The following is a 22,792-nucleotide window of genomic DNA, read 5'->3' as shown; positions in this document are numbered from 1 at the left end:
CATACTGCTGCAGGTAAGCCGGGCTCGCCACTAAACGCGTGGCGCTGCTGCCCAGCACGCGGGCACGCAGCGTAGAATCACGCAACTCCCCGACGCGAATCGCGATATCGGTCTGCTGCTCCAGCAAATCGATCATGATGTCGTCGGTATTCAACTCCAGCTGAATCAGCGGGTAACGCTGTCGAAATTCCGCCACCAGCGGCACGATCACGTGCAGCATAAAGGGGGCGTTGGCATTGATGCGCAATCTGCCTGAAGGAATGTCTCGGCGCTGGGCGATCTGCTCTTCTGCCAGTTCTACCGACGAAAGGATCTGGCGCGCATGATCGAGGAAGATCAAGCCTTCCTCGGTAAGCGCGAGACGCCGCGTGGTGCGGTGCATTAGCGTGGTTTGTAATTTGCTTTCCAGCCGACTCAACGCCCGGCTGATACCAGAACTGGTTTGATCGAGCTGCTCGGCCGCCGCTGTGATTGAGCCGGTATCCACCACCGCCACCCAGGCGCGTAGCTCTTCCAGTGTGATTTTCACGTTCCTTTCCCCGGTAAAAATGTTTGGCTTGCCCAAATAACAAGGGACGCCGCAGCGTCCCAGGTCATCAAGCTTCCAGGTCGGCGAGGTCGCCTTTTTCCTGTAGCCAGTTACGGCGATCTTCAGAACGCTTTTTCGCCAGCAGCATGTCCATCACGCGCAGCGTCTGCTCGACATCATCATCGCTGACCGTCAGCTGCACCAGACGACGGGTGTTCGGGTCGAGCGTGGTTTCACGCAGCTGCAGCGGGTTCATCTCACCCAGACCTTTGAAGCGCTGTACGTTCGGTTTGCCCTTCTTGCGCTTCAGCTGCTCCAGCACGCCCTCTTTCTCGTCTTCATCCAACGCGTAAAAGACTTCTTTGCCGAGATCGATGCGATACAGCGGTGGCATGGCGACATAAACATGGCCATGTTGCACCAGCGAGCGGAAGTGCTTCACAAACAGCGCACACAACAAGGTGGCGATGTGTAAGCCATCGGAGTCCGCATCCGCAAGGATACAGATCTTGCCGTAACGCAGTTGGCTCAGATCTTCACTGTCGGGATCGATACCGATCGCCACAGAAATATCATGAACCTCCTGCGAGGCCAGCACTTCGTCCGATGAGACTTCCCAGGTGTTCAGGATCTTACCTTTAAGCGGCATGATCGCCTGATAATCACGATCGCGCGCCTGCTTGGCCGATCCACCTGCGGAGTCCCCTTCCACCAGGAAGAGTTCGGTGCGATTCAGATCCTGTGCACTACAGTCTGCCAGTTTGCCCGGCAGTGCGGGTCCGCTGGTGAGCTTTTTACGCACCACTTTCTTGGCCGCGCGCATACGACGCTGAGCACTGGAGATCGCCAGTTCGGCCAGCATTTCGGCGGCTTGCACGTTCTGGTTCAACCACAAGCTGAAAGCATCTTTCACGATAGCCGAGACAAATGCCGCGCACTGACGCGAAGAGAGACGCTCTTTGGTTTGACCGGCGAACTGTGGATCCTGCATTTTGACCGACAGCACGTAGGCGCAGCGATCCCAAATATCTTCCGCAGACAGTTTTACGCCGCGTGGCAGGATATTGCGGAACTCGCAGAACTCACGCATCGCATCCAGCAAGCCCTGACGCAGACCGTTGACGTGCGTCCCGCCTTGCATAGTGGGAATCAGGTTGACGTAGCTTTCGGTCAGCAGTTCGCCGCCTTCTGGCAGCCATAGTAACGCCCAATCCACCGCTTCCACATCACCCGCGAAGCTGCCGACAAAGGGTTTTTCCGGCAAGGTAGGGAGGCCGTTGACTGCTTCTGATAAGTAATCAGAGAGGCCGCCATGATAGAGCCATGTCTGCTCGGTATCATTGACCTTGTCTTTGAACACGATCTCCACGCCCGGACAGAGCACCGCTTTGGCTTTCAACACATGCGTCAGGCGCGACACCGAGAAGCGTGGACTGTCGAAGAAACTCTCATCCGGCCAGAAATGCACGCGCGTGCCAGTGTTACGTTTGCCGACCGTGCCGGTCACCGTCAGATCCTGCACTTTATCGCCATTTTCGAAGGCAATATCGTAGATCTCGCCATTGCGGCGCACGGTGACTTCTACGCGTTTTGACAGGGCGTTGACCACCGAAATCCCCACGCCGTGCAAGCCGCCGGAGAACTGGTAGTTTTTGTTGGAGAATTTACCGCCCGCATGCAGACGGCAAAGAATCAGCTCAACCGCTGGCACACCCTCTTCCGGATGGATATCTACCGGCATGCCGCGACCGTCATCGATCACTTCCAGCGACTGATCCGCATGCAGGATCACTTCCACGCGTTTGGCGTGACCCGCCAGCGCCTCATCGACACTGTTATCGATCACTTCCTGGCCCAGATGGTTTGGGCGCGTGGTATCGGTGTACATCCCCGGACGACGACGCACCGGTTCAAGGCCGGTTAAGACCTCAATGGCATCGGCATTATAACTTGATTGGCTCATCGTAACTGTCTGATTAGCAATAGGAATAGGGGTCCATCTCGCAGCAATCAGGGAGCATTTAATCCCAGAAAATCAATGATCTGCGCAAAATGGCGTTCGAATCCGATATAAGCATGATTGCCACCCTCTTCGACCGTTTGGCGGCACGCGCTGTAGTATTCCAGCGCCTGGCGGTAATCGAGTACTTCATCGCCGGTCTGTTGCAGCAGCCAGAGTAAATCGGGCGCTTCGAGAGGGTCAATCTGCATGACTTTCAGATCGTAAATGTGGCGTGACTCTAACACATATTGCTGGCCGGTGTAGGGATTACGGTTCTCGCCGAGATAATCCACCAGCAGCTCAAACGGGCGCACCGCTGGATTGACCACCACCGCCGGCAGCATAAAGCATTGCGAGAGCCAGGTCGCGAAGTAGCCCCCGAGCGACGATCCCACCAGGCCAAGTGGCTCACCGGCGTACTGCATCACCAGCTCTTCCAGCATGCTGGGGGCTTCGGCGGGGAACGTGGGCAGCTGCGGCACCAGAACATTAATGTGCGGATGATGTTGCGCTACCCACTGCTGCAGTTGTGTGGCTTTGGCCGATTGCGGAGAGCTGTTGAATCCGTGCAGATAGATCAGCACCGCCATCGCTTAGTAGCCCTCGGAATCGAGATCGGGACGGAACAGATCGCTTTGCAGACGATTCACTTCGGTTTCCAGTACGCCATCTGCCTTCAGGGTTAACCAGCGCCAACCTGGCGCGACGTTATCGATGGTGAAGTTGGTGCAATGCGGTTTGAACTGCACGCAGGTCGAAGGAGAAGCCAGCACGCGACGACCATGCCAGTCGAGATCTAATTCCTGATGAATGTGGCCACACACCAGATTACGCGCACGCGGGAAGTGTTGCAGCACCGCTTCTAATTGATGGGGATTGCGCAAGCTATGCTGATCCAGCCAGGTACAGCCGGAAGCGAGCGGATGATGGTGCAGCAGCACCAGCGTATGGCGCTCAGGATGCAGGCGCAGCGCCTTGTCGAGCCACTCGAGTTGGTACTCGCTTAACATGCCATGCGGCACACCAAAGACCTGACTATCCAGCAGCACCAACTGCCAGTGCTCACCCAACAGCACATGTTTATCGGAAGCGATTCCGGCATCGGCAAGTGTATTGACCATCGCGGGCTGAAAATCGTGATTCCCCGGCAGCCAGACACACGGCTTTGGCAGGCGTGAAATGCCCGCTACAAAGTGTTGATAAGCTTCGACGGTGTGATCCTGGGCGAGATCGCCGGTGGCGATAATCAAATCATAATCGCGCTGTTGTGCCATGATGGCGTCCAGCACCGCATCAAAACTCGACCAGGTATTTACCCCAAGCAGCGATTGATGTTTTCCTGCAAAAAGATGGGTGTCCGTGATTTGTAAAATCCTGATATCGGCCCCATTTGCCGCAGGAAGAGTAAGCAGGCTATCCAAAGCGTTTCCTTTCTCTCCACGCCATAGTTGTATGCTATCAGCAGACCGGCACTGCTACAGCACCGTGCGCCAGACAATAGCGCAACCAATCTGCAAGAAACTGGTTAATCTGATGTTTTTCATCGCGCTGATGCAGTTTTTTATTAGGATAATCATAGCGCGCTTTGAAGCGATAGATCTGCTGAGTGGAACACACTTCAGCGACCATCGCATCATGGTACAGCCGAACGGACATGGATGGCAGGCTCCAGTAACTTACTGCCGGGGCCACCTGGCGAATCTCCACCAGCGTGGTATAACGCGTCGACTCTTGAATAGTCAGCTGATAACGGGCGCCGCTCACCTGATAGATCACCGACGCGCCTGCCTCGTCATCACGCGGCAGCAGGCGACGCAGTTGGGCGAAATTGGTTTCGCACAATCGCATCATTTCGGGAAAGTCAGGGGTATAGCGCTGTTTCATTTTAGCTTCCACTCTTGTCGTAGTTTTTCATGGTGCAACGCCAGCCATTGCAGGGCGATGACAGATGCCGCGTTATCAATAATCCCCTCTTCCACCCAGCGATAAGCCTGTTCGCGGCTCACCACATGGACAAGAATATCCTCATTCTCTTCCTCCAGCCCGTGATTTCCCTCTGCCAGGCTGGCATCCACTTCGCCCACCAGCACCGACAAACGTTCAGACGTTCCGCCTGGGCTGGCTAAGTAATTCACTATCGGTTTCACACGCCCGACCTTGAGGCCTGCTTCTTCTCCGGCTTCGCGACGCGCCACATCTTCCGGCGTTTCACCGGGTTCAATGATACCGGCCACCATTTCCAGCAGCCAGGGCGTTGGGCTGGAATCATAAGCCGGGATGCGAATCTGTTCGATTAGCACCACTTCGTCGCGTAAGGGATCATAGGGTAGCAGCACGGCGGCGTGTCCGCGCTCAAAAACTTCGCGTACCACCTCACCGCTCATCTCGCCATTAAAGCGGCGATGGCGGAAACGGTAGCTAATAATGGAAAAAAAACCATCGTAGCGTGTATCGCGTGCAATAATTTCTACATCGTTTTTTGTGAAAGTCACAGGGGATTTTTTTTCACCCGCCATCATCTGGTTCCTTATGCAGATTGGGATGGAGCGAAGAAAAGCCAACCCTTGTGCTCCGTCCGAGTGGTTCTTTCTGAATTATTTACGTAAATTAGGGGAAGAAGGCACGTTCAGCCAACTTATCTCTGACGCCGCCTCTGTAGAATCGGCGATTATTTTTTGGCTTACCTGCAGCACTACCAGTGCAATTTGCTGCAACAAAAGGAATGCAAATGAAAAAACTGCTCCCACTTTTTATTGGGTTGAGCCTGGGCGGATTTAGCCTTGCCAGCCAGGCAGAGAACCTGTTGCAGGTTTACCAGCAGGCGCGCCTTAGCAACCCGGATCTGCGTGCTTCTGCCGCTGACCGTGATGCAGCCTTTGAGAAAATTAACGAAGCGCGTAGCCCTTTACTTCCACAGTTAGGCCTGGGTGCAGATTATACCTATAACAACGGTTACCGTGACAGCAGCGGTCTTCATTCCAACACGACCAGCGCTTCTCTGCAATTAACACAAACCATTTTCGATATGTCGAAATGGCGTGCGCTGTCACTGCAGGAAAAAACCGCCGGGATTCAGGATGTCACCTATCAGGTTGCACAGCAGGATCTGATTCTGAATACCGCAACGGCGTATTTCAACGTGTTGAAGGCGATTGATACCCTTTCTTACACGGAAGCGCAGAAACAATCGATTTACCGCGAATTGGATCAAACCACCCAGCGCTTCAACGTTGGCCTGGTAGCGATCACTGACGTGCAGAACGCCCGTGCCCAGTACGACAGCGTGCTGGCCAACGAAGTGACCGCGCGTAACAACCTTGATAATGCAGTGGAATCGCTGCGTCAGATCACCGGTATGGATTATCTGGCACTGGCTTCACTGAATATTGATCGTTTCAAAACCGCACGCCCGGATGCCGTTGCTTCCTTGCTGAAGCAGGCTGAAAGCCGCAATCTCAGCCTGTTATCTGCACGTTTAAGCCAGGACCTGGCGCGCGAGCAAATTCGCTCTGCTGAGTCTGGTCATATGCCAACGCTGGATCTGACTGCCTCTACTGGTGTGTCTAACAGCAAATATGGCGGCAGCCGTGCTAACCAGAGTTCTGGCACCACTGACTCCATCACGGGTTCCAACCAGGTTGGCCTGAGCTTCTCCTTGCCGCTGTACAGCGGTGGTTCGGTGACCTCGCAGGTGAAACAGGCGCAGTACAACTTTGTTGCCGCCAGCGAACAGCTGGAAGGCGCACATCGTAGTGCGATCCAGACCGTGCGTTCTTCGTTCAACAACGTTAACGCGTCGATCAGCAGCATTGATGCTTACAAGCAGGCCGTTGTGTCTGCTCAAAGCTCATTGGATGCAATGGAAGCCGGTTATCAGGTGGGTACCCGTACCATCGTTGATGTGCTGGATGCGACCACAACCCTGTTCAACTCTAAACAGCAACTTTCTGATGCGCGTTACAGCTACCTGATTAACCAGCTGAACATCAAATATGCGCTGGGTACGTTGAATGAGCAGGACCTGCAGCAGCTGAACAGCACGCTGGGCAAGGAAATCACCACCGCACCTGAAGTGGTGGCACCGGAAAACAGCCAGCAGGCTTCACGTGTCGATAATGGTCCGAAAACTTCGGCACCTTCAGCCGCCGCGAAAGCGCGCCCGGCTGCCGCGCACAGCAGCGGAAATCCTTTCGGTAATTAATCCCTTAAGGGGTCGCTTGCGGCCCCTTTCGCATTCAAACGTATAACAACGTAAAGATCCCCCAGCCATCCGGCTTCTCGCTTCATTTTCCACCACTCATCACCTATCCTAAGCCCCACCTTTGGGCACAGGATGAAAATAATGAAACGGACTAAACATATTCGTCATGCCGCTTTTCGTAAAAGCTGGCAGGCACGCCATTTAACGCCAGTGGCACTCGCGGTGACCGCAGTGTTTATGCTGGCTGGCTGCGAACAGAGCGATGAGACAGTATCGCTGTACCAAAACGCGGATGATTGTGCGAAAGCTAACCCTAGCCAGAGCGCGCAATGTACCACTGCGTATAACAATGCGAAGAAAGAAGCCGAACGCACCGCACCGAAATACGCCACGCGCGAAGATTGCGTCGCAGAGTTCGGTGAGAATCAGTGCCAGCAAACTCCTGCCCAGGCCGGTGTCGGTAGCACCAACAATGCCGAAGCGCAGCAGAGCGGTAGCTTCTGGATGCCGCTGATGGCCGGTTACATGATGGGTCGCATGATGGGCGGCGGCGCGGGCTTTGCGCAGCAACCCTTGTTCTCACCGAAAACCCCGAACAGCCCGGCTAACGGTCAGTTTGTCGATGCTTCCGGCAAAAACTATGGTGCAGCGACCTCAGGCCGCAGCATGAACGTGCCGAAAACCGCCATGGCACCTAAGCCAGCGACCACCTCCACCATCACGCGTGGTGGCTTCGGTGAGAGCGTTGCGAAACAAAACACCCTGCAGCGCAGCAATGCCACCAGCACCAATCGCAGCAGCACTGGCAGCAGCCGCTCGATGGGAGGCTAAGCCGTAGTATGCAACGTATTGCTATCAGCGAACGCCCGGACTGGCGCGAAAAAGCCAACGAATACGGCTTCCAGTTTCATACCATGTATGGCGAACCTTACTGGTGTGAAGACGCTTACTACCAGTTCACCCTGGCACAGGTTGAGCAATTAGAAGATACCACCGCCGAACTGCATCAGATGTGCCTGCAGGCGGTGGAAAAAGTGGTGAACAGTGATGAACTGCTCACCCGCTTCTGCATTCCCAAACACACCTGGGACTTCGTACGAGACTCGTGGAAGCTGCGTCAGCCGTCGCTCTATTCCCGCCTGGATTTAGCCTGGGACGGTAAAGGCGATGCCAAGCTGCTGGAGAATAACGCCGACACGCCGACCTCTCTGTATGAAGCCGCCTTTTTCCAGTGGATCTGGCTGGAAGATCAAGTCAATGCGGGCAACCTGCCACAAGGCAGTGACCAGTTTAATAGCCTGCAGGAAAAGTTGATTGAGCGCTTTGCCGCGTTGCATCAGGAGCACGGTTTTAACTGGCTGCACTTTGCCTGCTGCCGTGACACCGAAGAAGATCGTGCCACAGTACAGTACATGCAGGATTGCGCCACCGAAGCCGGCCTGCCGAATGAATTCCTGTATATCGATGAAATTGGGTTGGGTGAAAGAGGCCAGTTTACCGATCAGCATGATCAGGTGATCAGCAACCTGTTTAAGCTTTATCCGTGGGAATTTATGCTGCGTGAAGTGTTCTCCACCAAGCTGGCAGATGCCGGTGTGCGTTGGTTAGAACCGGCGTGGAAAAGCATTATCTCGAATAAAGCGCTGCTGCCGCTGCTGTGGGAAATGTTTCCTGACCATCCCAATCTGCTGCCCGCCTACTTTGCCGACGACATAAATGCCCCGCAGATGGACAAGTACGTGGTGAAACCGCTGTTTTCACGTGAAGGCGCCAATATTCGCATCATTGAAAACGGCCAGGAGATCGCCCGTGCTGAAGGTCCGTACGGCGAAGAGGGAATGATCATCCAGCAATTCCATCCGTTGCCGAAGTTCGGCGACAGCTACACCTTGATCGGTAGCTGGCTGATTGACGATCAACCTGCTGGTATCGGCATTCGTGAAGATCGCGCGCTGATCACTCAGGATCTGTCACGCTTCTACCCGCATACCTTTATCGAATAAATGCTGTGCCGCCCGTCAGACACGGGCGGCCAGTGCATTAGCTGACCTGCACCGAAAGCATACTGATAGCGCCCATCTCCATCCCTTCCACCGGAATGCTGATCGACTCCTCAGCTGCACGCGCGCCGAGGATATACAGCAACGGCAGATAGTGTTCTGGCGTTGGGTTGGACATCTCTGCACCTTCGTGCTGCAAATAATTCACCAACGGATGATCTGCTGCTTCACCGGCAAAGCTCAAATTCTCACGCACAAATTCATTGAAGCTTTCAGCCCACGGATAGCTTGTGGCGGCACCCTGCCAGCGCAGCATCCGCAGGTTATGCACCACGTTACCGCTGGCGACGATCATCACGCCTTCGTCACGCAGCGACGCCAGTTTGCGACCTAATTCGAAGTGCCATTGCGCCGATTGCGTCCCATCGATACTTAACTGCACCACCGGGATATCGGCTTGCGGATACATTTTTGCCAGCACGCCCCATGAGCCGTGATCAAATCCCCATTCCTGGTCGGCATGGACGTCAATCGGTGCCAGCAGTTCGATCACTTGCTGTGCCAGCTCTGGCGAGCCCGGAGCCGGATAACGCACATCAAACAGCGCCTGCGGGAAGCCACCAAAATCATGGATGGTGCGAGGATTATGCATGGCCTTTACCGCCGTACCCCGTGTGTACCAGTGTGCCGACACCGCGAGAATGGCGCGCGGAGGTGGCAATGTTGCACCCAGATGCTGCCATGCGCGGGTATAGGTATTGTCTTCCAGTACGTTCATCGGGCTGCCGTGACCTAAAAACAGGGCGGGCATACGGTTGTGGCTCATGATGGTTCCTCTGACGAAAGTGTCGCTTTATTAGCCGCTACGATACGCGCTTTCGTGCCGGGATTAACGCTGATAACTGTGATGATCTCTATCAGAGAATTTGAATAAGAATTTGCGTAGTGGTTGGGCGGTAAAGATGAGGATTAAAGGTGCACTTTCGCGCGAAAAAAAATCCGCAGCCTGTAAAAACTGCGGATCTTTTGATGACGATAACTGAGGCTTAACTTGCCTGGCGCGTTTCACGCTCGCGGCGATAAGCCACCAGATCTTCAATCGTTACGACCGGCATATCGTGTTGTTTGGCAAACACAATCGCTTCTGGCGCATGCGCCATGCTGCCGTCGTCATTGGTCAATTCACACAGCACACCGGCGGGTTTGAAGCCTGCTAATGTCACCAAATCGATGGTGGCTTCAGTGTGACCACCACGCGTCAGCACACCGCCTTCGCGCGCGCGCAGCGGGAAAACATGGCCTGGACGGTTGAGATCGCTCGGCTTCGCGCCATCTGCCACAGCGGCACGAATGGTGGTGACGCGGTCAGCGGCAGAAACACCGGTGGTGACACCTTCCGCTGCTTCAATGGTGACGGTAAAGCCGGTGCCATAAGAGCTGGTGTTGGTTTCTACCATCATCGGCAGATCCAACTGCTGGCGGCGTTCTTCAGTAATGCACAAGCAGACAATGCCGCTGCCGTGGCGAATGGTTAATGCCATTTGCTCTACGGTCATGGTTTCGGCGGCAAAGATCATGTCACCTTCGTTTTCACGATTTTCATCGTCGAGCACCATCACACCGCGACCGTTGCGCAGCGCATCGATGGCGCGTTCTACACGCTGTTCCGGCGTGCCAAATTCAGAAAGAAGCGTCTGATTCATGGTAAAAAACCTTATAAAAAATATATGAGTTACCAGAACCAGGGCGTGCTTAGGAGTGCGCAAATAATACACATGGCAAAAACGTGACGCGGGCCTAAGCCCGGCTGATGTCGTTACCCTCTCCCATCCGGACTCTAACCGTCGGCCCCGGAATTACACCGGATCTGCTGACCTTTCACTTTGCAGTGAAAGCGCTCGCGGGCTTTCAGCCGAAGCTGATTTACCGCCGGTGGGGAATTTCGCCCCGCCCTGAGAATAAGCGAGGTCACTATAACGCCAATCATCTGGACGGGCAATCGACAAAAGCGCAAATGCTTTTGCATTTACTGCGATGCGGAATTCAGGTTTAACCTTTTCGTTTCAGGCATTACACTTAACCTTTGTTGAGTCGGAACACGTGCTGTTATCAGCCACCGCAACCAGGAAATCATCATGATCGACACGAAAAAAATTGAACAACTGGCTCGCCAGGTCCATGAAGCCATGCCAAAAGGGATTCGCGACTTTGGCGACGATGTCGAAAAGAAAATTCGTCAGGTGCTGCAGGCGCAGTTAACCCGCATGGATTTGGTGAATCGTGAAGAGTTTGATGTGCAGACGCAGGTACTGCTGCGCACGCGTGAGAAGCTGGCGGCACTGGAACAGCGCCTGGCGAAACTGGAAAGTGAGAGCCCTGCTGCACCGGCACCTGCGGTGGTGACACCGGACCCGGCGGGTAAGATCGACACTCCGCAGTAATTCGCTGACTCGGCGGCGTATATTGCTCGAAAACACTCGCTGAGCTTACATTGCTCGCAGACAACAACAGGCGGCCATTAGGCCGCCTGTTTAGTCAGAATACGCTTGCTTCTTCGCTCGCCGTTAGTGATAGCGAATCATTGAAAACCCCAGTGCTCGCTTTTGATGACAGCGAATCTTCTGGGATCTCAATGCTCATCATGAGTGGCTGCGAATCGTCTTGATGATGTTAGTGGTGGAGATACCGTCTTCAAAGTTCAGCACGCGCACGTCACCGCCGTTGGCCCAAACCTCTTTACTGCCCGCGATATCTTCCGGCTTATAATCGCCGCCCTTCACCAGCAGATCCGGTAACACACCCGCGATCAAACGCTGTGGCGTATCTTCTTCAAACAGCACCACCCAATCCACTGCTTCCAGCGCACCGAGCACGATCATGCGGTTTTCCTGCGGGTTAACCGGACGGGTTTCACCTTTCAGACGTTTGGTAGAAGCATCGCTGTTCACCGCCACAATCAGGCGATCGCCCAGCTTACGAGCGTTGGCCAGATAAGAAACGTGGCCCGCATGCAGGATGTCGAACACGCCGTTAGTCATCACCACTTTTTCACCGCGCTGACGCGCCAGCGCCACAGCCGCTTTTAGTTCAGCTTCGGTCATCACACCAAATCCGCTATCCGGACGGGCGTGAATCGCATTTTCCAGCTCAACGGTGCTCACGGTGGACGTACCGAGTTTACCGACCACCACGCCGGCTGCCGCATTGGCGAGGAAACAGGCTTCTTCCAGGCTATCGCCTGCTGCCAGCACGGCGGCCAGCACGCCAATCACCGTATCGCCTGCGCCGGTGACGTCATACACTTCCTGCGCTTGCGTTGGTAAATGCACTGGCGCTTTGCCTGGTTGCAGCAGCGTCATGCCGTTCTCAGAACGGGTGACCAGCAGCGCAGAGAGATCATAATCAGCGATCAGCTGCATGCCGCGGCTGACAATCTCTTCTACGGTTTTGCATTTACCCACTACGGCTTCGAATTCAGACAGGTTAGGCGTCAGCAGAGTCGCGCCACGATAGCGCTCGAAATCGGTGCCTTTCGGATCGATCAACACCGGCACGTTGGCTTCACGCGCCAGCTGAATCATGGTTTGCACGCTGCTCAACGCGCCTTTGGCGTAATCTGACAGCACTAACGCACCCGCTTGCGCCAGCGATTGGCGCATACGATCGTGAATAGGCTGCGGATCAACCTGCTCGAAACCTTCTTCAAAATCGAGGCGAATCAGCTGCTGATTACGCGAAAGCACGCGCAGTTTGGTAATGGTCGGATGGCTTTTCACCGCGACAAAATCACAATCGACTTTGACCTTTTCCAGCGTCTCACTCAGCACACGTGCCGCATCATCTTCACCGGTCAGGCCAATCAAACGCGAGCCAGCACCCAGTGCAGCAATGTTCATTGCCACGTTGGCCGCGCCGCCTGGACGCTCTTCGATGGTATCGACTTTCACCACCGGTACCGGGGCTTCAGGCGAGATACGGCTGGTTGGGCCATACCAGTAGCGATCTAACATGACATCGCCAACAACCAGCACAGCGGCTTTGCCAAAAGCGGGCAGTGTTACTTTCATTCCAAAGACTCCAGACTACGGTCAAAATTATGCGCGGATAATAACATACCCCGATGAGACTTCGAGCCACAGGTGCGTGGGCTGCGCGCCTTCCTGTAGGCCGGGTCACTAAGGGCGAAGCGTTATTTTACGCTTCCGCGCTATCAGATTCGGTGGCAGCCAGCCAGCGTTGCCAACTGCGATGCACGGCAGCCCGCTCAGTAGCAAAAGATTCCGGTGCGACGTGCCCCGGCAGCTCCTGCAATGCGAGATGGTGCAATGCATCACGCAGCGTGACATACGCGTGAGTCAGCGCCTGCGCTTCTTCTGCATCCATGATCTCCTGACGCGCCATCAGCTCAAAAATACGCACATTGTCTGACCAGCGCGTCAACGCAGGCTGCTCTGCCGCGTAGCCTAAGACAAGATATTGCGCGATGAATTCAATATCGGTGATGCCGCCTTCATCAGTTTTGATCTCCCAGCGTCCTTTGTGTTTGTTGCTGAGGTGGGCACGCATTTTCTCGCGCATTTCACGCACTTCTTTTTGCAGTGCAGGACGCTCACGCGGCAGGCAAAGAATGCCGCGACGGATGTCATTGAAGCGATCGCAGAGCGACGTCTCACCAAACACAATACGCGCACGCACCAGCGCCTGATGTTCCCAGGTCCAGGCTTCATTACGCTGATAATCATCGAAGGCGGCAAAGGTACTCACCAGCATGCCCGCCGCGCCAGACGGACGCAGCCGCGCATCGACTTCATACAAGATGCCTGAGGAGGTGCGCGTGCTGAACAGATGCATCACGCGCTGCGCCAGCCGCAGGTAAAACTGGCGGCCATCAATCACGCGTTCGCCATCGGTTTCCGCATCATCCGGACAATCATGCAGGAACACTAAATCCAGATCCGAGCTGTAACCCAGCTCCCAGCCACCCAATTTGCCATAGCCAACCACAGCAAAACCGCGCTCGCTGTCGCTGGTGAGGTGCGAAGGACGACCATAGCGCTGCACCATCATTTGCCACGCTTGCTGCACCACCAATTCGATAATGGCTTCCGCCAGCCAGGTTAAGTGATCACTCACTTTCATCACCGGCAGCGTTTCAGCGATATCGGCAGCGGCAATGCGCAGATGCTGCGCCTGCTTGAACTGTCGCAGCGCTTCCAGCTGCTGTTCTTCATCATCGGTAGGAATGCGCAGCAGATACTGGCGCAATTCATCGCGATACGCATCGGTGGCTGTCGCCTGGTACAGCGTGGCGGGATCGAGCAGTTCATCCAGCAACAGCGGATAACGTGCCAGCTGGCTGGCGACCATCGGCGAGGCGGCACACAGGCGGATCAGATGACGAAGTGCGCCGTGGTATTCCGTCAGCAGCTCCAGATAAGTGCTGCGGGTTAACACACCGAGCAGTAGCGGCGTCAGGCGACCCAGTACCACATCGGCATCTTCGCGTGGACAGACTTCACTCAACAGGCGCGGCATCAGTTGATCAAGCGCTAAACGCCCACGCGGTCCGATGGTGCGACGACTGACATCCTGGCGGAAACTGTTGAGCGATTCATACAGCGCATGACGTTGCGCTTCGTTCAGCTGTGGCACGACAGGAATGAGATCGCTCTCCTCCAGCGTGTCTTGCCACAGGCCTGCGAATTCAGCCAGCTGCGGTTGATCGTCAACGTCTGGCGCATCATCACCAATCAGTTCATCAAAGATACTGCGCACGCCTGCCATCTGCTGTTCAAGTTGCAACATCAGCGCATCCCAGTCCGCCGCGCCCATCGCCCAGGCTAAACGCTGACGATCGAGTGGGTTTTCCGGCAGCGTTTGCGTCTGCTCATCGTTGATGCTTTGCAGCAGGTTTTCCAGACGACGCAGGAACAGATAGGCCCCGCGCAAATGTTCCACCTGCGCCGAATTCAGCAAAGCCAGTTCACCGATGGCCTGCAGCGTTGGCAGCAGGGAACGGAGCTGAAGTGAGCGCTCACGTCCACCACGAATGAGCTGGAACACCTGCACGATAAATTCGGTTTCGCGAATGCCGCCCGCCCCGAGTTTGATGTTGTCTTTCAGGCCACGACGCCGTACTTCACGGGCAATCATGCCTTTCATGTTACGCAGCGACTGAATCACACTGAAATCGATGTAGCGGCGATAGACGAACGGACGCAGCATCTGCTGCAGTTCCTGGCTCCAGTGGCCCTGGTCGTCGCCCATCAGGCGCGCTTTGACCATCGCGTAACGCTCCCAGTCGCGACCCTGCTCCTGATAATAGTCTTCCAGCGCAGCAAAGCTCAGCACCAGCGGGCCACTGTCACCAAACGGGCGCAGACGCATATCCACGCGATAGACGAAACCATCCACGGTAGGCTGATCCAGCACTTTGATCAGGCGCTGACCCATGCGGGTAAAGAATTGAGCGTTATCGAGTTCACGACGGCCGCCTTGCGTCACACCGTTTTCCGGCCAGGCAAAAATCAGGTCGATATCGGAAGAGAAGTTGAGTTCGCCGCCGCCCAGCTTGCCCATACCGAGGATCAGCATGGGCTGCGCTTCACCGGCTTCATTGCAAGGTGTGCCAAAATCGCGGCTGCAATCCTGCCACACCCAGTCACGTGCAGCGGCGATGAGGACCTCCGCCAGCGTGCTGAGTTGCGTCAGGCTCTGTTCGGTACTGGCGTGTTGCAGCGCCTGCATCCACGCTATACGCACCAACATATGGCGGCGGAACAGGCGCAGTTCGCGCATCAGGGAAGTTTCATTTTCCACGCCCGCCAGCGCCTGATTTAGCCAGGCACTGTAGTGTTGCCACTCATCTGGTAGAGGCGGTTGCTGCTGGAGCTGTTGCCACCACTCCGGATGCTGCTGCAGGTTATCAACGATAAAGTCACTAAAGGTCAGCGCGCCCGCCTGCTCTGCCGTAAAGGCGGAAGGCGGCATATTCAGGCGCTCGGCCACGATAGCTAACTGCGCCTGCATCAGCGCCGGTAACGGTAACAACATCTTCCCTCCCTGATTCGATTGTGCGTCCGACTTAGCGTTTCACTCCGCTATTCAGCCAGAACGGCGATGGCCGAATGGCCAGATTAACCAGTTGAATCAACCCGCGCTCCTGCTGGATGCGAATCGCATGCTGCAGCTCCTGCCAGCCTGCCAGCCAGACATTCACCTCTTCCGCTGGATAAGCCCCTGCCAGCAGATGCACCGCTAAAAGCTGGCGATTCAGGCGCGTGGATTTGTCCTGAAATTCGTTAAACAGCTGCACGTCGACAAAGGTCTCACGCAGATCGGCAGCAATACGGCTGAGCATGATATCGCTGAAGCGTTTGAACGAACCTTGCAGCTTGCTTTTGCTCTTATCATCCAGCCAGTTCTGCCATTGTGATTCCACCAGCCAGTGAGTAAGTGCTAACTGGGCATCAACAGAGACCGTAGAAAAACAGGCGGTTTCCGCATCAATTTCTGCATCTGCTAACAGCTCATCGAGACGCGTCAGCTTCTGACGCAGATCGCTGCTCGCCTTGCGCGGCACCAGCGCACCAAATAGCGAGAACGCCTGTCGCAGGGTTTCCAGCGCATCCATCACCGCTTCTTTGGCATCGGCATTTCCACGCAGCCACACTTCTTCATGGTACTGCCACTGGTTAAGACCGGCGGTCATCGCGTTGATCATGCCCTGCTCTACCGTGGCTTTAGCGCCGATTTTTTGTAGCGCTAATGCACGCAGCGGACGGGCAGGATTGCCCTGAGCCAGCTGATAACCGCGCGCGGCTTTGCTCAAGCTGCCCAGGCGCAGGCCGCCTGCGGTGATCAAGGCTTCAGCGAACTTCAGCATGTCGGCGCGCTGGCCGCTTTTCAGCTCCAGCTCCACTTCGTACAGCGGCTCGCTCAATTCACCTGCGGCAACGTCTCCGCGATCAAACGCCACTTCAATTTCGCTCTCACCAAACTGCACCAGCCAGGCTTCACGCTGGAAATGGGTGCTGAACAGCGGTTGCAGGCGCTGCTGTAATGCCGCCACATCGGTGCCTTCTGGCCAGATTTCAGCCGGCAGCTGGGCGATATCCAGCGTTGGCTCGGTGAGGTCGACGTTATATTCCGGGCGCTGATGCAGACCGCCCACGGTTTTGCCGGCGGCCTTCAGCGTCATCTCATAACGCTGATCGACACCGCGGATGCGCAGGCCCATATCCCAACGACGTAGCTGATTGTCATCGGTCTCAAAATAGATGTTGGTCAGCTCGCGTGCGGCGAAGTGCTGATGTGGCCACGCGGCAAGGGTTTCACCGAGTTTTTCGGCGGCTTGTGGTGTGGCAATGAACTTTAATTCGATTTCGATGGTCATAATTTTTTATTCAATACGCTGCTGGCACTTACGAGTTTAATCTGGCGAAGAGTAATGCACCGGAAGCCCGCTGTCTCCGCTTTCTTGTGCTTTTACGACCCTTTTCGCACCAGATTGAGACCAGGATAGTTCTCATTCAGATTTTTGAGAAGCGTCTCCAGACTGTGCCGGTAATTTTACGCCATTAAGAAAAAACGACATCGAATGAAAAAAATCACACTTGCTGCCCTTTCTTTGCTGGCATTTAGCGCCATCGCCCCCGTTCATGCTGCTGACGAAAAGCGTTATATCTCCGATGAATTATCCACTTGGGTACGCAGCGGCCCGGGCGATCAATATCGCCTGATTGGCAAGCTGAATGCCGGAGAGGAAGTCACCCTGTTGCAGGTCAACAACGATTCCCAATATGGCCAGATTCGTGATGCCGAAGGGAAAACCAACTGGATCCCACTGTCCCAGTTGAGTGCCGAACCGAGCCTGCGCACTCGCGTGCCGCAGCTGGAGCAACAGGTCAAAGATCTCACCGCTAAGCTGGCGAATATCGACAACAGCTGGAATCAGCGAACTTCTGAAATGCAGAGTAAAGTGGCGAACAGCGACGGCACCATTGACGGCCTGAAAGCGGAAAATCAAAAGCTGAAAAATGAGCTGATTGTCGCGCAGAAAAAAGTCAGCGCCGCGAACGTCCAGTTGGATGACAAACAGCGCACCATCATCATGCAGTGGTTTATGTATGGCGGCGGCGTGTTAGGTGTTGGCTTACTGCTTGGTTTGGTGCTGCCGCACATGGTGCCGCGCCGCAAGAAAAACGATCGCTGGATGAACTAAAACCGCCACGCCGATTTGTTCTTTTCTTCAAGGGGATCGTAAGATGCCCCTTTTGGCGTGCCCGATATTTAGCCAAAGTATGCAACAATAACGCAACATGCGTGCACGGCGCGCAGAATACATTGCCTCTGGAGTGGTTGAGTGAAGACGTTTCTGGTCGGTGGCGCGGTGCGTGATGCCTTACTGCGTTTGCCGGTAAAAGATAGAGATTGGGTGGTGGTCGGTGCCACACCTGAAGCGATGCTGGCACAAGGTTATCAGCAGGTGGGCCGGGATTTTCCGGTTTTTTTGCACCCACGCAGTCGTGAAGAGTATGCACTGGCGCGTACCGAACGCAAAAATGGCAAAGGCTACACCGGTTTTGTCACACAATTCGCCCCAGACGTGACGCTGGAGCAGGATTTGCAGCGCCGTGATCTCACCATCAATGCCATTGCGCAGGCCGGCGACGGCAGCTTAATCGACCCTTATCGCGGACAGCAGGATTTGGCGAAACGCACCCTGCGCCATGTCTCATCCGCTTTTAACGAAGATCCACTGCGCGTGCTACGCGTGGCGCGTTTCGCTGCCCGTTTTGCCCACCTCAATTTCCGTGTCGCGGATGAAACGCAGGCCTTAATGCGTGAGATGGCGGAGAGCGGCGAGTTAGCTGACCTCACGGCCGAACGCGTGTGGAAAGAGACCGAGAAGGCTCTGCTGACCCGCAATCCGCAGGTCTATTTTCAGGTATTGCGTGACTGCGACGCATTGCAGGTGCTGTTCCCGGAGCTGGATAACCTGTACGGCATTCCGGCGCCGATCAAATGGCATCCCGAAATTGATACCGGCGTGCACGCGTTAATGACGCTGACGATGTCTGCCGCACTGTCAGAGGAATTGGATGTGCGCTTTGCCACGCTGTTCCACGATGTCGGTAAAGCACTGACGCCGCCGGAAAAATGGCCGAGCCATCATGGCCACGGTTTAGCCGGTGTGCCGATTGTCGAAGCGCTGTGCCAGCGGCTGCGCGTGCCCAATCAGGTGCGCGATCTGGCACTGGTGGTCACGGAATTCCACGATATCGTCCACACCATTGAACGCCAGTCAGCGGAATCACTGGTTGCCCTGTTCGATCGCATTGATGCATGGCGCAAGCCCGATCGCGTAGAGAAGATGGCACTGACCAGCGAAGCCGATGCGCGTGGTCGCACCGGAATGGAAAGCATGGCCTATCCACAAGGCGATTATCTGCGTCAGGCGTTTGCGCTGGCTCAGGCGGTACCAACGAAGGATGTGGTTGCAGCAGGTTTCAAAGGACCAGCCGTGCGGGAAGAGTTGACGCGTCGTCGGGTGATGGCAGTGCAGGATGGGTTGATCAACGTGCGGCCAGCATAACCGGCCGCACGCCGCGCTTACATGAAGATGGCGTAAACCGCCGCCGCCACGATAAAGCGATAGATAGCGAACGAAACAAACGAGATACGCTTAATCAGTTCCAGGAACACTTTGATCGCCAGCAGAGCAACGATAAAGGCGGTCACGAAGCCGACGGCGAACATTGGGAAATCCTGCATGGTCAGGAAGCCCATGCTCTTGTAGAGATCCAATCCGGTGGCACCAATCATCATCGGCACCGCAAGGATGAATGAGAACTCTGATGCAGCATAACGGCTCACGCCCATCAGCATACCGCCAGAAATGGTGGCACCCGAGCGCGAGAAGCCCGGCCACAGCGCCAGACACTGGAAGCAACCAATCATAAACGCCTGGCGGTAAGTGATATCATCGATACCTACCGCTTTAGGCTGTTTAGGTTTGAAGTACTCAGCCACCAACAGCAACACGCCGCCGACGACCAGTGCGTACATCACGTTAATCGGATTAAACAGGCTTTTGATTTGATCGTGCAGCAGTAAGCCAATCACCACCGCCGGCACCATGCCTAACAAAATGTGAATCAGGGTCAGTTTCCCGGTTCCAGTGCCTTCATGCGGCTCTTTACCGAAGTGAATACCAATCAGTCCGAACAGGCGACGCCAGAACATCACCACCACCGCCAGAATGGATCCCAGCTGAATGACGACTTCAAAGGTTTCAGCTTTATCGCCCTCGAAGCCCAACAGATGGCCAACGATGATCATATGGCCCGTAGAAGAGACCGGCAGGAATTCCGTGAGGCCTTCCACAACCCCCAGGATTGCAGCAACCCAAAGCTGGTGAATATCTGCCATCAAAATTTTTCCTCTATCCGTTTTAAACAGTAAAAAGGCGGCCGCAAGGTGCTACCGCCTAAAATTATGCCTGCGCCACGCTGAAGGAAACCTTAAGAAAATCGGCAACTTCGCGTCCGTTAGCGCAACGGCCTCAAGTGAGACACACCATAATTTGGTTTGGTTTCATTGTGATGGCAATCACGGATGATTTATTTAGGAATAGTCCCGCGCTCGATACGCACGCCAACGGTCGCTGCCTGGGCCACCGCGCCAGGTTTCCCGACCTTGATGCGCACACCGGGCGTTTTGAAACGATTCATCAACAGATCGGCAATTTCTTCCGCCACGCGTTCGACCAGGGCAAAGCGCTGGCCCTGCAGATGATTGAGGATAACCTCGGTGACATCGGCGTAGCTCAGACAGTCGTTCACATCGTCACTCACCGCAGCACGACGGTTGTCCCACGCCATTTCGACATCGAGCACCAGCTTCTGCTGCATGCCCTGTTCCCAGTCGTAAACGCCAATGGTGGTGAACACGGTGAGTTGTTCTATAAATACGATATCCATGATGTCAGTCTCTGTTTTTGGCTAAGCCGGATACCACTTCCGGCGGATTATGCGTATTATCCACGCTTATCGAGAACAAAACGACCCAAAAGGAACGGTACGAGGCTATGAGTGCTATCGCGCTTGGTATGATTATTTTCGCGTATCTTTGCGGCTCGATTTCCAGTGCGATCCTGGTTTGTAAACTCGCGCGTTTACCCGATCCGCGTACCGCCGGCTCCGGCAACCCTGGTGCGACCAACGTGTTGCGCATTGGTGGTAAAGCCGCTGCGGCTGCGGTACTGATCTTCGACGTGGCAAAAGGGATGATTCCGGTGTGGATCGCCTATCTGCTGCACGTCACGCCGATGTATCTCGGCTTAACCGCGATTGCCGCCTGTCTCGGCCATATCTATCCGGTGTTTTTCCGTTTTCGTGGTGGTAAAGGCGTGGCAACCGCATTCGGTGCGATCGCGCCCATTGGCTGGGATTTGACGGGATTGATGACCGGCACCTGGCTGCTGACGGTGCTGCTGAGCGGCTACTCCTCGCTGGGTGCGATTGTCAGTGCGCTGATTGCCCCGTTCTACGTGTGGTGGTTCAAACCGCAGTTTACCTTCCCGGTTTCGATGCTCTCCTGTTTGATTCTGTTGCGTCATCACGACAACATCCAGCGCCTGTGGCGCGGGCAGGAAAATAAGATCTGGAAGCGGAAAAAGAAGAAATAAAAAAACCGGCGCGATGCCGGTTTTTTCGTTTTAGATAGCGGGCAATTCGGCCAGTGGCCAACGTGGCCGGACGCTGACGCCCAATCCACCGCGTGTGCCACCTTTCAGCCGCACCATGCCAGCGTAGGCAATCATCGCGCCGTTATCAGTACAGAACTCCGGGCGTGCATAAAACACCTCGCCACCGCGCTTTTGCATCATCTCGGCCATACGCTCACGCAGCGTACGGTTGGCGCTGACACCACCGGCAATCACCAGGCGTTTAAAGCCGGTCTGCTCCAGCGCGCGTTTGCATTTGATCATCAGCGTATCCACCACTGCATCCTCAAACGCACGAGCGATATCGGCACGCGCCTGCTCATCTCCGTTATGTTCACGAATGGTGTTGGCGGCGAAGGTTTTCAGACCCGAGAAGCTGAAATCCAGCCCTGGGCGATCGGTCATCGGGCGCGGGAATTTGAAGCGACCCGGCGTGCCCTGCTGCGCCATGCGTGACAGCATCGGCCCGCCCGGATAATCCAGACCGAGCAGTTTGGCGGTTTTATCGAAAGCTTCGCCAGCCGCATCGTCAATCGATTCACCCAGCAAAGTGTATTCACCAATACCCGTGACGCTGATCAACTGCGTGTGACCACCCGAAACCAGCAATGCCACAAACGGGAATTCCGGTGGATTTTCTTCCAGCATCGGCGCCAGCAGATGGCCTTCCATATGATGCACAGGCACCGCAGGCACATTCCACGCAAACGCCAGTGCACGGCCGACAGTCGCCCCGACTAATAGCGCACCAACCAAACCTGGACCGGCGGTATAGGCCACGGCATCAATGTCTTTTGCGGCTAATCCGGCTTCTTTCAGCGCAGCCTGAATCAGCGGAACGGTTTTACGCACGTGGTCACGTGAGGCCAGTTCGGGCACCACACCACCGTAATCAGCGTGCAGTTTGACCTGGCTATATAATTGATTCGCCAACAGACCGGACGCATCGTCATAAATCGCGATGCCGGTTTCATCGCAGGACGTTTCAATACCCAGAACTCGCATAGCTTTTATCACCCTCTTCTTGCGGCGCGCAGTGTAGCACAGGCGAATCACACGCTGGACGACTTTGCCAGGAAAAAGTGTTTTTCTGTCGCACAAAGAGTGCGCTATACTCCACGGCCTGAAAAAACCGGCAGCCGCGATGGCATATGTCTCTGTTGGTTCTAAATTGTTCATGGTGCTTTACAACTCGGCTACGGCTGGAGTAAAATGCTGCACCATTTTAAAAGTGCTGGCGCCGCAGTCAGCAGCAAAACCGAATTTATCGAGGTAAGAGTTACATGCCGGTAATTAAAGTACGTGAAAACGAGCCGTTCGACGTAGCACT

General features: G+C 55.2%; 21 protein-coding genes and 1 riboswitch. Of the genes, 7 read left to right on the top strand and 14 right to left on the bottom strand.

Annotated elements, in window-relative coordinates:
- The 6 genes from RT340_RS12355 to nudF form a co-directional block, all read right to left on the bottom strand.
- Window positions 1-529 (bottom strand): LysR family transcriptional regulator (locus tag RT340_RS12355; protein WP_313376256.1); only part of this gene is annotated, 529 nt, incomplete at its 3' end.
- A gap of 67 nt (window positions 530-596) precedes the next feature.
- Complete coding sequence (gene parE, locus RT340_RS12350; protein ID WP_160833686.1) at window positions 597-2,492, bottom strand: DNA topoisomerase IV subunit B; 1,896 nt, start codon at window positions 2,490-2,492, stop codon at window positions 597-599.
- Between the two features lie 47 nt (window positions 2,493-2,539).
- The gene (yqiA, locus tag RT340_RS12345) at window positions 2,540-3,121 is read right to left on the bottom strand and encodes an esterase YqiA (RefSeq protein ID WP_313376252.1); all 582 of its coding nucleotides are present in this window, start codon (window positions 3,119-3,121) and stop codon (window positions 2,540-2,542) included.
- A gap of 3 nt (window positions 3,122-3,124) precedes the next feature.
- Window positions 3,125-3,952, bottom strand: coding sequence for a 3',5'-cyclic-AMP phosphodiesterase (gene cpdA / locus RT340_RS12340; RefSeq protein ID WP_034828383.1), 828 nt, complete (start codon window positions 3,950-3,952; stop codon window positions 3,125-3,127).
- A 37-nt stretch (window positions 3,953-3,989) separates the two neighbouring features.
- A complete protein-coding gene (locus RT340_RS12335; RefSeq protein ID WP_034828381.1) occupies window positions 3,990-4,415 on the bottom strand; it encodes a DUF1249 family protein in 426 nt (141 codons plus the stop codon).
- The gene (nudF, locus tag RT340_RS12330) at window positions 4,412-5,047 is read right to left on the bottom strand and encodes an ADP-ribose diphosphatase (RefSeq protein ID WP_058961938.1); all 636 of its coding nucleotides are present in this window, start codon (window positions 5,045-5,047) and stop codon (window positions 4,412-4,414) included. Before nudF ends, RT340_RS12335 begins: the two co-directional genes overlap by 4 nt.
- A gap of 212 nt (window positions 5,048-5,259) precedes the next feature.
- Between nudF and tolC the strand changes: the two genes are divergently transcribed.
- From tolC to RT340_RS12315, 3 genes are all read left to right on the top strand, one after another.
- Window positions 5,260-6,732, top strand: a complete 1,473-nt coding sequence (tolC, locus tag RT340_RS12325) for an outer membrane channel protein TolC (RefSeq protein ID WP_058961939.1) — start codon at window positions 5,260-5,262, stop codon at window positions 6,730-6,732.
- A 141-nt stretch (window positions 6,733-6,873) separates the two neighbouring features.
- Window positions 6,874-7,563, top strand: coding sequence for a DUF1190 family protein (locus tag RT340_RS12320; protein WP_097118143.1), 690 nt, complete (start codon window positions 6,874-6,876; stop codon window positions 7,561-7,563).
- Window positions 7,564-7,571: 8 nt separating this feature from the next.
- Window positions 7,572-8,735, top strand: a complete 1,164-nt coding sequence (locus RT340_RS12315) for a glutathionylspermidine synthase family protein (RefSeq protein WP_283215559.1) — start codon at window positions 7,572-7,574, stop codon at window positions 8,733-8,735.
- A gap of 37 nt (window positions 8,736-8,772) precedes the next feature.
- On the opposite strand, the gene ygiD is transcribed toward RT340_RS12315, so the two are convergent.
- Both ygiD and ribB read right to left on the bottom strand, forming a co-directional pair.
- Window positions 8,773-9,558: a 4,5-DOPA dioxygenase extradiol gene (ygiD, locus tag RT340_RS12310; protein WP_313376247.1), complete on the bottom strand. Its 786-nt coding sequence runs from the start codon at window positions 9,556-9,558 to the stop codon at window positions 8,773-8,775.
- 220 nt (window positions 9,559-9,778) lie between these two features.
- Entirely contained in the window at window positions 9,779-10,435 is a 657-nt protein-coding gene (ribB, locus tag RT340_RS12305) for a 3,4-dihydroxy-2-butanone-4-phosphate synthase (RefSeq protein ID WP_034828370.1), read from the bottom strand.
- 111 nt (window positions 10,436-10,546) lie between these two features.
- Window positions 10,547-10,696: riboswitch (FMN riboswitch) on the bottom strand.
- Between the two features lie 171 nt (window positions 10,697-10,867).
- Between ribB and ubiK the strand changes: the two genes are divergently transcribed.
- A complete protein-coding gene (gene ubiK, locus RT340_RS12300; RefSeq protein WP_034828368.1) occupies window positions 10,868-11,173 on the top strand; it encodes a ubiquinone biosynthesis accessory factor UbiK in 306 nt (101 codons plus the stop codon).
- Window positions 11,174-11,371: 198 nt separating this feature from the next.
- Here ubiK and hldE read toward each other — a convergent pair whose 3' ends face one another.
- From hldE to RT340_RS12285, 3 genes are all read right to left on the bottom strand, one after another.
- A complete protein-coding gene (gene hldE / locus RT340_RS12295; RefSeq protein ID WP_097118146.1) occupies window positions 11,372-12,799 on the bottom strand; it encodes a bifunctional D-glycero-beta-D-manno-heptose-7-phosphate kinase/D-glycero-beta-D-manno-heptose 1-phosphate adenylyltransferase HldE in 1,428 nt (475 codons plus the stop codon).
- A gap of 127 nt (window positions 12,800-12,926) precedes the next feature.
- Window positions 12,927-15,785, bottom strand: coding sequence for a bifunctional [glutamate--ammonia ligase]-adenylyl-L-tyrosine phosphorylase/[glutamate--ammonia-ligase] adenylyltransferase (glnE, locus tag RT340_RS12290; protein ID WP_313376244.1), 2,859 nt, complete (start codon window positions 15,783-15,785; stop codon window positions 12,927-12,929).
- Between the two features lie 31 nt (window positions 15,786-15,816).
- On the bottom strand, window positions 15,817-17,127 hold the full coding sequence (locus tag RT340_RS12285; RefSeq protein WP_097118148.1) for an inorganic triphosphatase: 1,311 nt from the start codon (window positions 17,125-17,127) through the stop codon (window positions 15,817-15,819).
- Window positions 17,128-17,331: 204 nt separating this feature from the next.
- Here RT340_RS12285 and RT340_RS12280 point away from each other — a divergent pair, with 204 nt between their 5' ends.
- Both RT340_RS12280 and RT340_RS12275 read left to right on the top strand, forming a co-directional pair.
- On the top strand, window positions 17,332-17,955 hold the full coding sequence (locus RT340_RS12280) for a TIGR04211 family SH3 domain-containing protein (protein ID WP_034828360.1): 624 nt from the start codon (window positions 17,332-17,334) through the stop codon (window positions 17,953-17,955).
- Between the two features lie 141 nt (window positions 17,956-18,096).
- Complete coding sequence (locus tag RT340_RS12275) at window positions 18,097-19,329, top strand: multifunctional CCA addition/repair protein (RefSeq protein ID WP_097118150.1); 1,233 nt, start codon at window positions 18,097-18,099, stop codon at window positions 19,327-19,329.
- Window positions 19,330-19,346: 17 nt separating this feature from the next.
- Here the strand turns inward: RT340_RS12275 and bacA are convergent, their stop codons facing one another.
- Window positions 19,347-20,165, bottom strand: a complete 819-nt coding sequence (gene bacA, locus RT340_RS12270) for an undecaprenyl-diphosphate phosphatase (RefSeq protein WP_058959467.1) — start codon at window positions 20,163-20,165, stop codon at window positions 19,347-19,349.
- Window positions 20,166-20,356: 191 nt separating this feature from the next.
- Window positions 20,357-20,716: a bifunctional dihydroneopterin aldolase/7,8-dihydroneopterin epimerase gene (gene folB, locus RT340_RS12265; protein ID WP_034828354.1), complete on the bottom strand. Its 360-nt coding sequence runs from the start codon at window positions 20,714-20,716 to the stop codon at window positions 20,357-20,359.
- Window positions 20,717-20,823: 107 nt separating this feature from the next.
- Here folB and plsY point away from each other — a divergent pair, with 107 nt between their 5' ends.
- Window positions 20,824-21,423 (top strand): glycerol-3-phosphate 1-O-acyltransferase PlsY, encoded by a 600-nt coding sequence (gene plsY / locus RT340_RS12260; RefSeq protein ID WP_034828352.1) that lies wholly within the window; start codon window positions 20,824-20,826, stop codon window positions 21,421-21,423.
- Between the two features lie 30 nt (window positions 21,424-21,453).
- Here the strand turns inward: plsY and tsaD are convergent, their stop codons facing one another.
- Entirely contained in the window at window positions 21,454-22,467 is a 1,014-nt protein-coding gene (gene tsaD, locus RT340_RS12255; RefSeq protein WP_313376240.1) for a tRNA (adenosine(37)-N6)-threonylcarbamoyltransferase complex transferase subunit TsaD, read from the bottom strand.
- Between the last annotated feature and the right edge of the window lie 325 nt (window positions 22,468-22,792).

The sequence above is a fragment of the Pantoea sp. CTOTU50773 genome (assembly GCF_032082325.1).
Taxonomy (GTDB): Bacteria; Pseudomonadota; Gammaproteobacteria; order Enterobacterales; family Enterobacteriaceae; genus Pantoea; species Pantoea communis.
Note: the sequence above shows the minus strand (reverse complement) of the source record. Positions and strands in the feature narration are given on the sequence as shown.

Excerpts from the sequence above, each read along its gene's own strand:
- RT340_RS12335 (WP_034828381.1), bottom strand. The coding sequence starts at position 4,415 with ATGAAACAGCGCTATACCCCTGACTTTCCCGAAATGATGCGATTGTGC.
- RT340_RS12285 (WP_097118148.1), bottom strand. The coding sequence starts at position 17,127 with ATGACCATCGAAATCGAATTAAAGTTCATTGCCACACCACAAGCCGCC.
- glnE (WP_313376244.1), bottom strand. The coding sequence starts at position 15,785 with ATGTTGTTACCGTTACCGGCGCTGATGCAGGCGCAGTTAGCTATCGTG.
- plsY (WP_034828352.1), top strand. The coding sequence starts at position 20,824 with ATGAGTGCTATCGCGCTTGGTATGATTATTTTCGCGTATCTTTGCGGC.
- nudF (WP_058961938.1), bottom strand. The coding sequence starts at position 5,047 with ATGGCGGGTGAAAAAAAATCCCCTGTGACTTTCACAAAAAACGATGTA.
- ubiK (WP_034828368.1), top strand. The coding sequence starts at position 10,868 with ATGATCGACACGAAAAAAATTGAACAACTGGCTCGCCAGGTCCATGAA.
- ygiD (WP_313376247.1), bottom strand. The coding sequence starts at position 9,558 with ATGAGCCACAACCGTATGCCCGCCCTGTTTTTAGGTCACGGCAGCCCG.
- ribB (WP_034828370.1), bottom strand. The coding sequence starts at position 10,435 with ATGAATCAGACGCTTCTTTCTGAATTTGGCACGCCGGAACAGCGTGTA.
- folB (WP_034828354.1), bottom strand. The coding sequence starts at position 20,716 with ATGGATATCGTATTTATAGAACAACTCACCGTGTTCACCACCATTGGC.
- RT340_RS12320 (WP_097118143.1), top strand. The coding sequence starts at position 6,874 with ATGAAACGGACTAAACATATTCGTCATGCCGCTTTTCGTAAAAGCTGG.
- hldE (WP_097118146.1), bottom strand. The coding sequence starts at position 12,799 with ATGAAAGTAACACTGCCCGCTTTTGGCAAAGCCGCTGTGCTGGTTGTT.
- yqiA (WP_313376252.1), bottom strand. The coding sequence starts at position 3,121 with ATGGCGGTGCTGATCTATCTGCACGGATTCAACAGCTCTCCGCAATCG.
- RT340_RS12315 (WP_283215559.1), top strand. The coding sequence starts at position 7,572 with ATGCAACGTATTGCTATCAGCGAACGCCCGGACTGGCGCGAAAAAGCC.
- tolC (WP_058961939.1), top strand. The coding sequence starts at position 5,260 with ATGAAAAAACTGCTCCCACTTTTTATTGGGTTGAGCCTGGGCGGATTT.
- tsaD (WP_313376240.1), bottom strand. The coding sequence starts at position 22,467 with ATGCGAGTTCTGGGTATTGAAACGTCCTGCGATGAAACCGGCATCGCG.
- bacA (WP_058959467.1), bottom strand. The coding sequence starts at position 20,165 with ATGGCAGATATTCACCAGCTTTGGGTTGCTGCAATCCTGGGGGTTGTG.
- RT340_RS12280 (WP_034828360.1), top strand. The coding sequence starts at position 17,332 with ATGAAAAAAATCACACTTGCTGCCCTTTCTTTGCTGGCATTTAGCGCC.
- parE (WP_160833686.1), bottom strand. The coding sequence starts at position 2,492 with ATGAGCCAATCAAGTTATAATGCCGATGCCATTGAGGTCTTAACCGGC.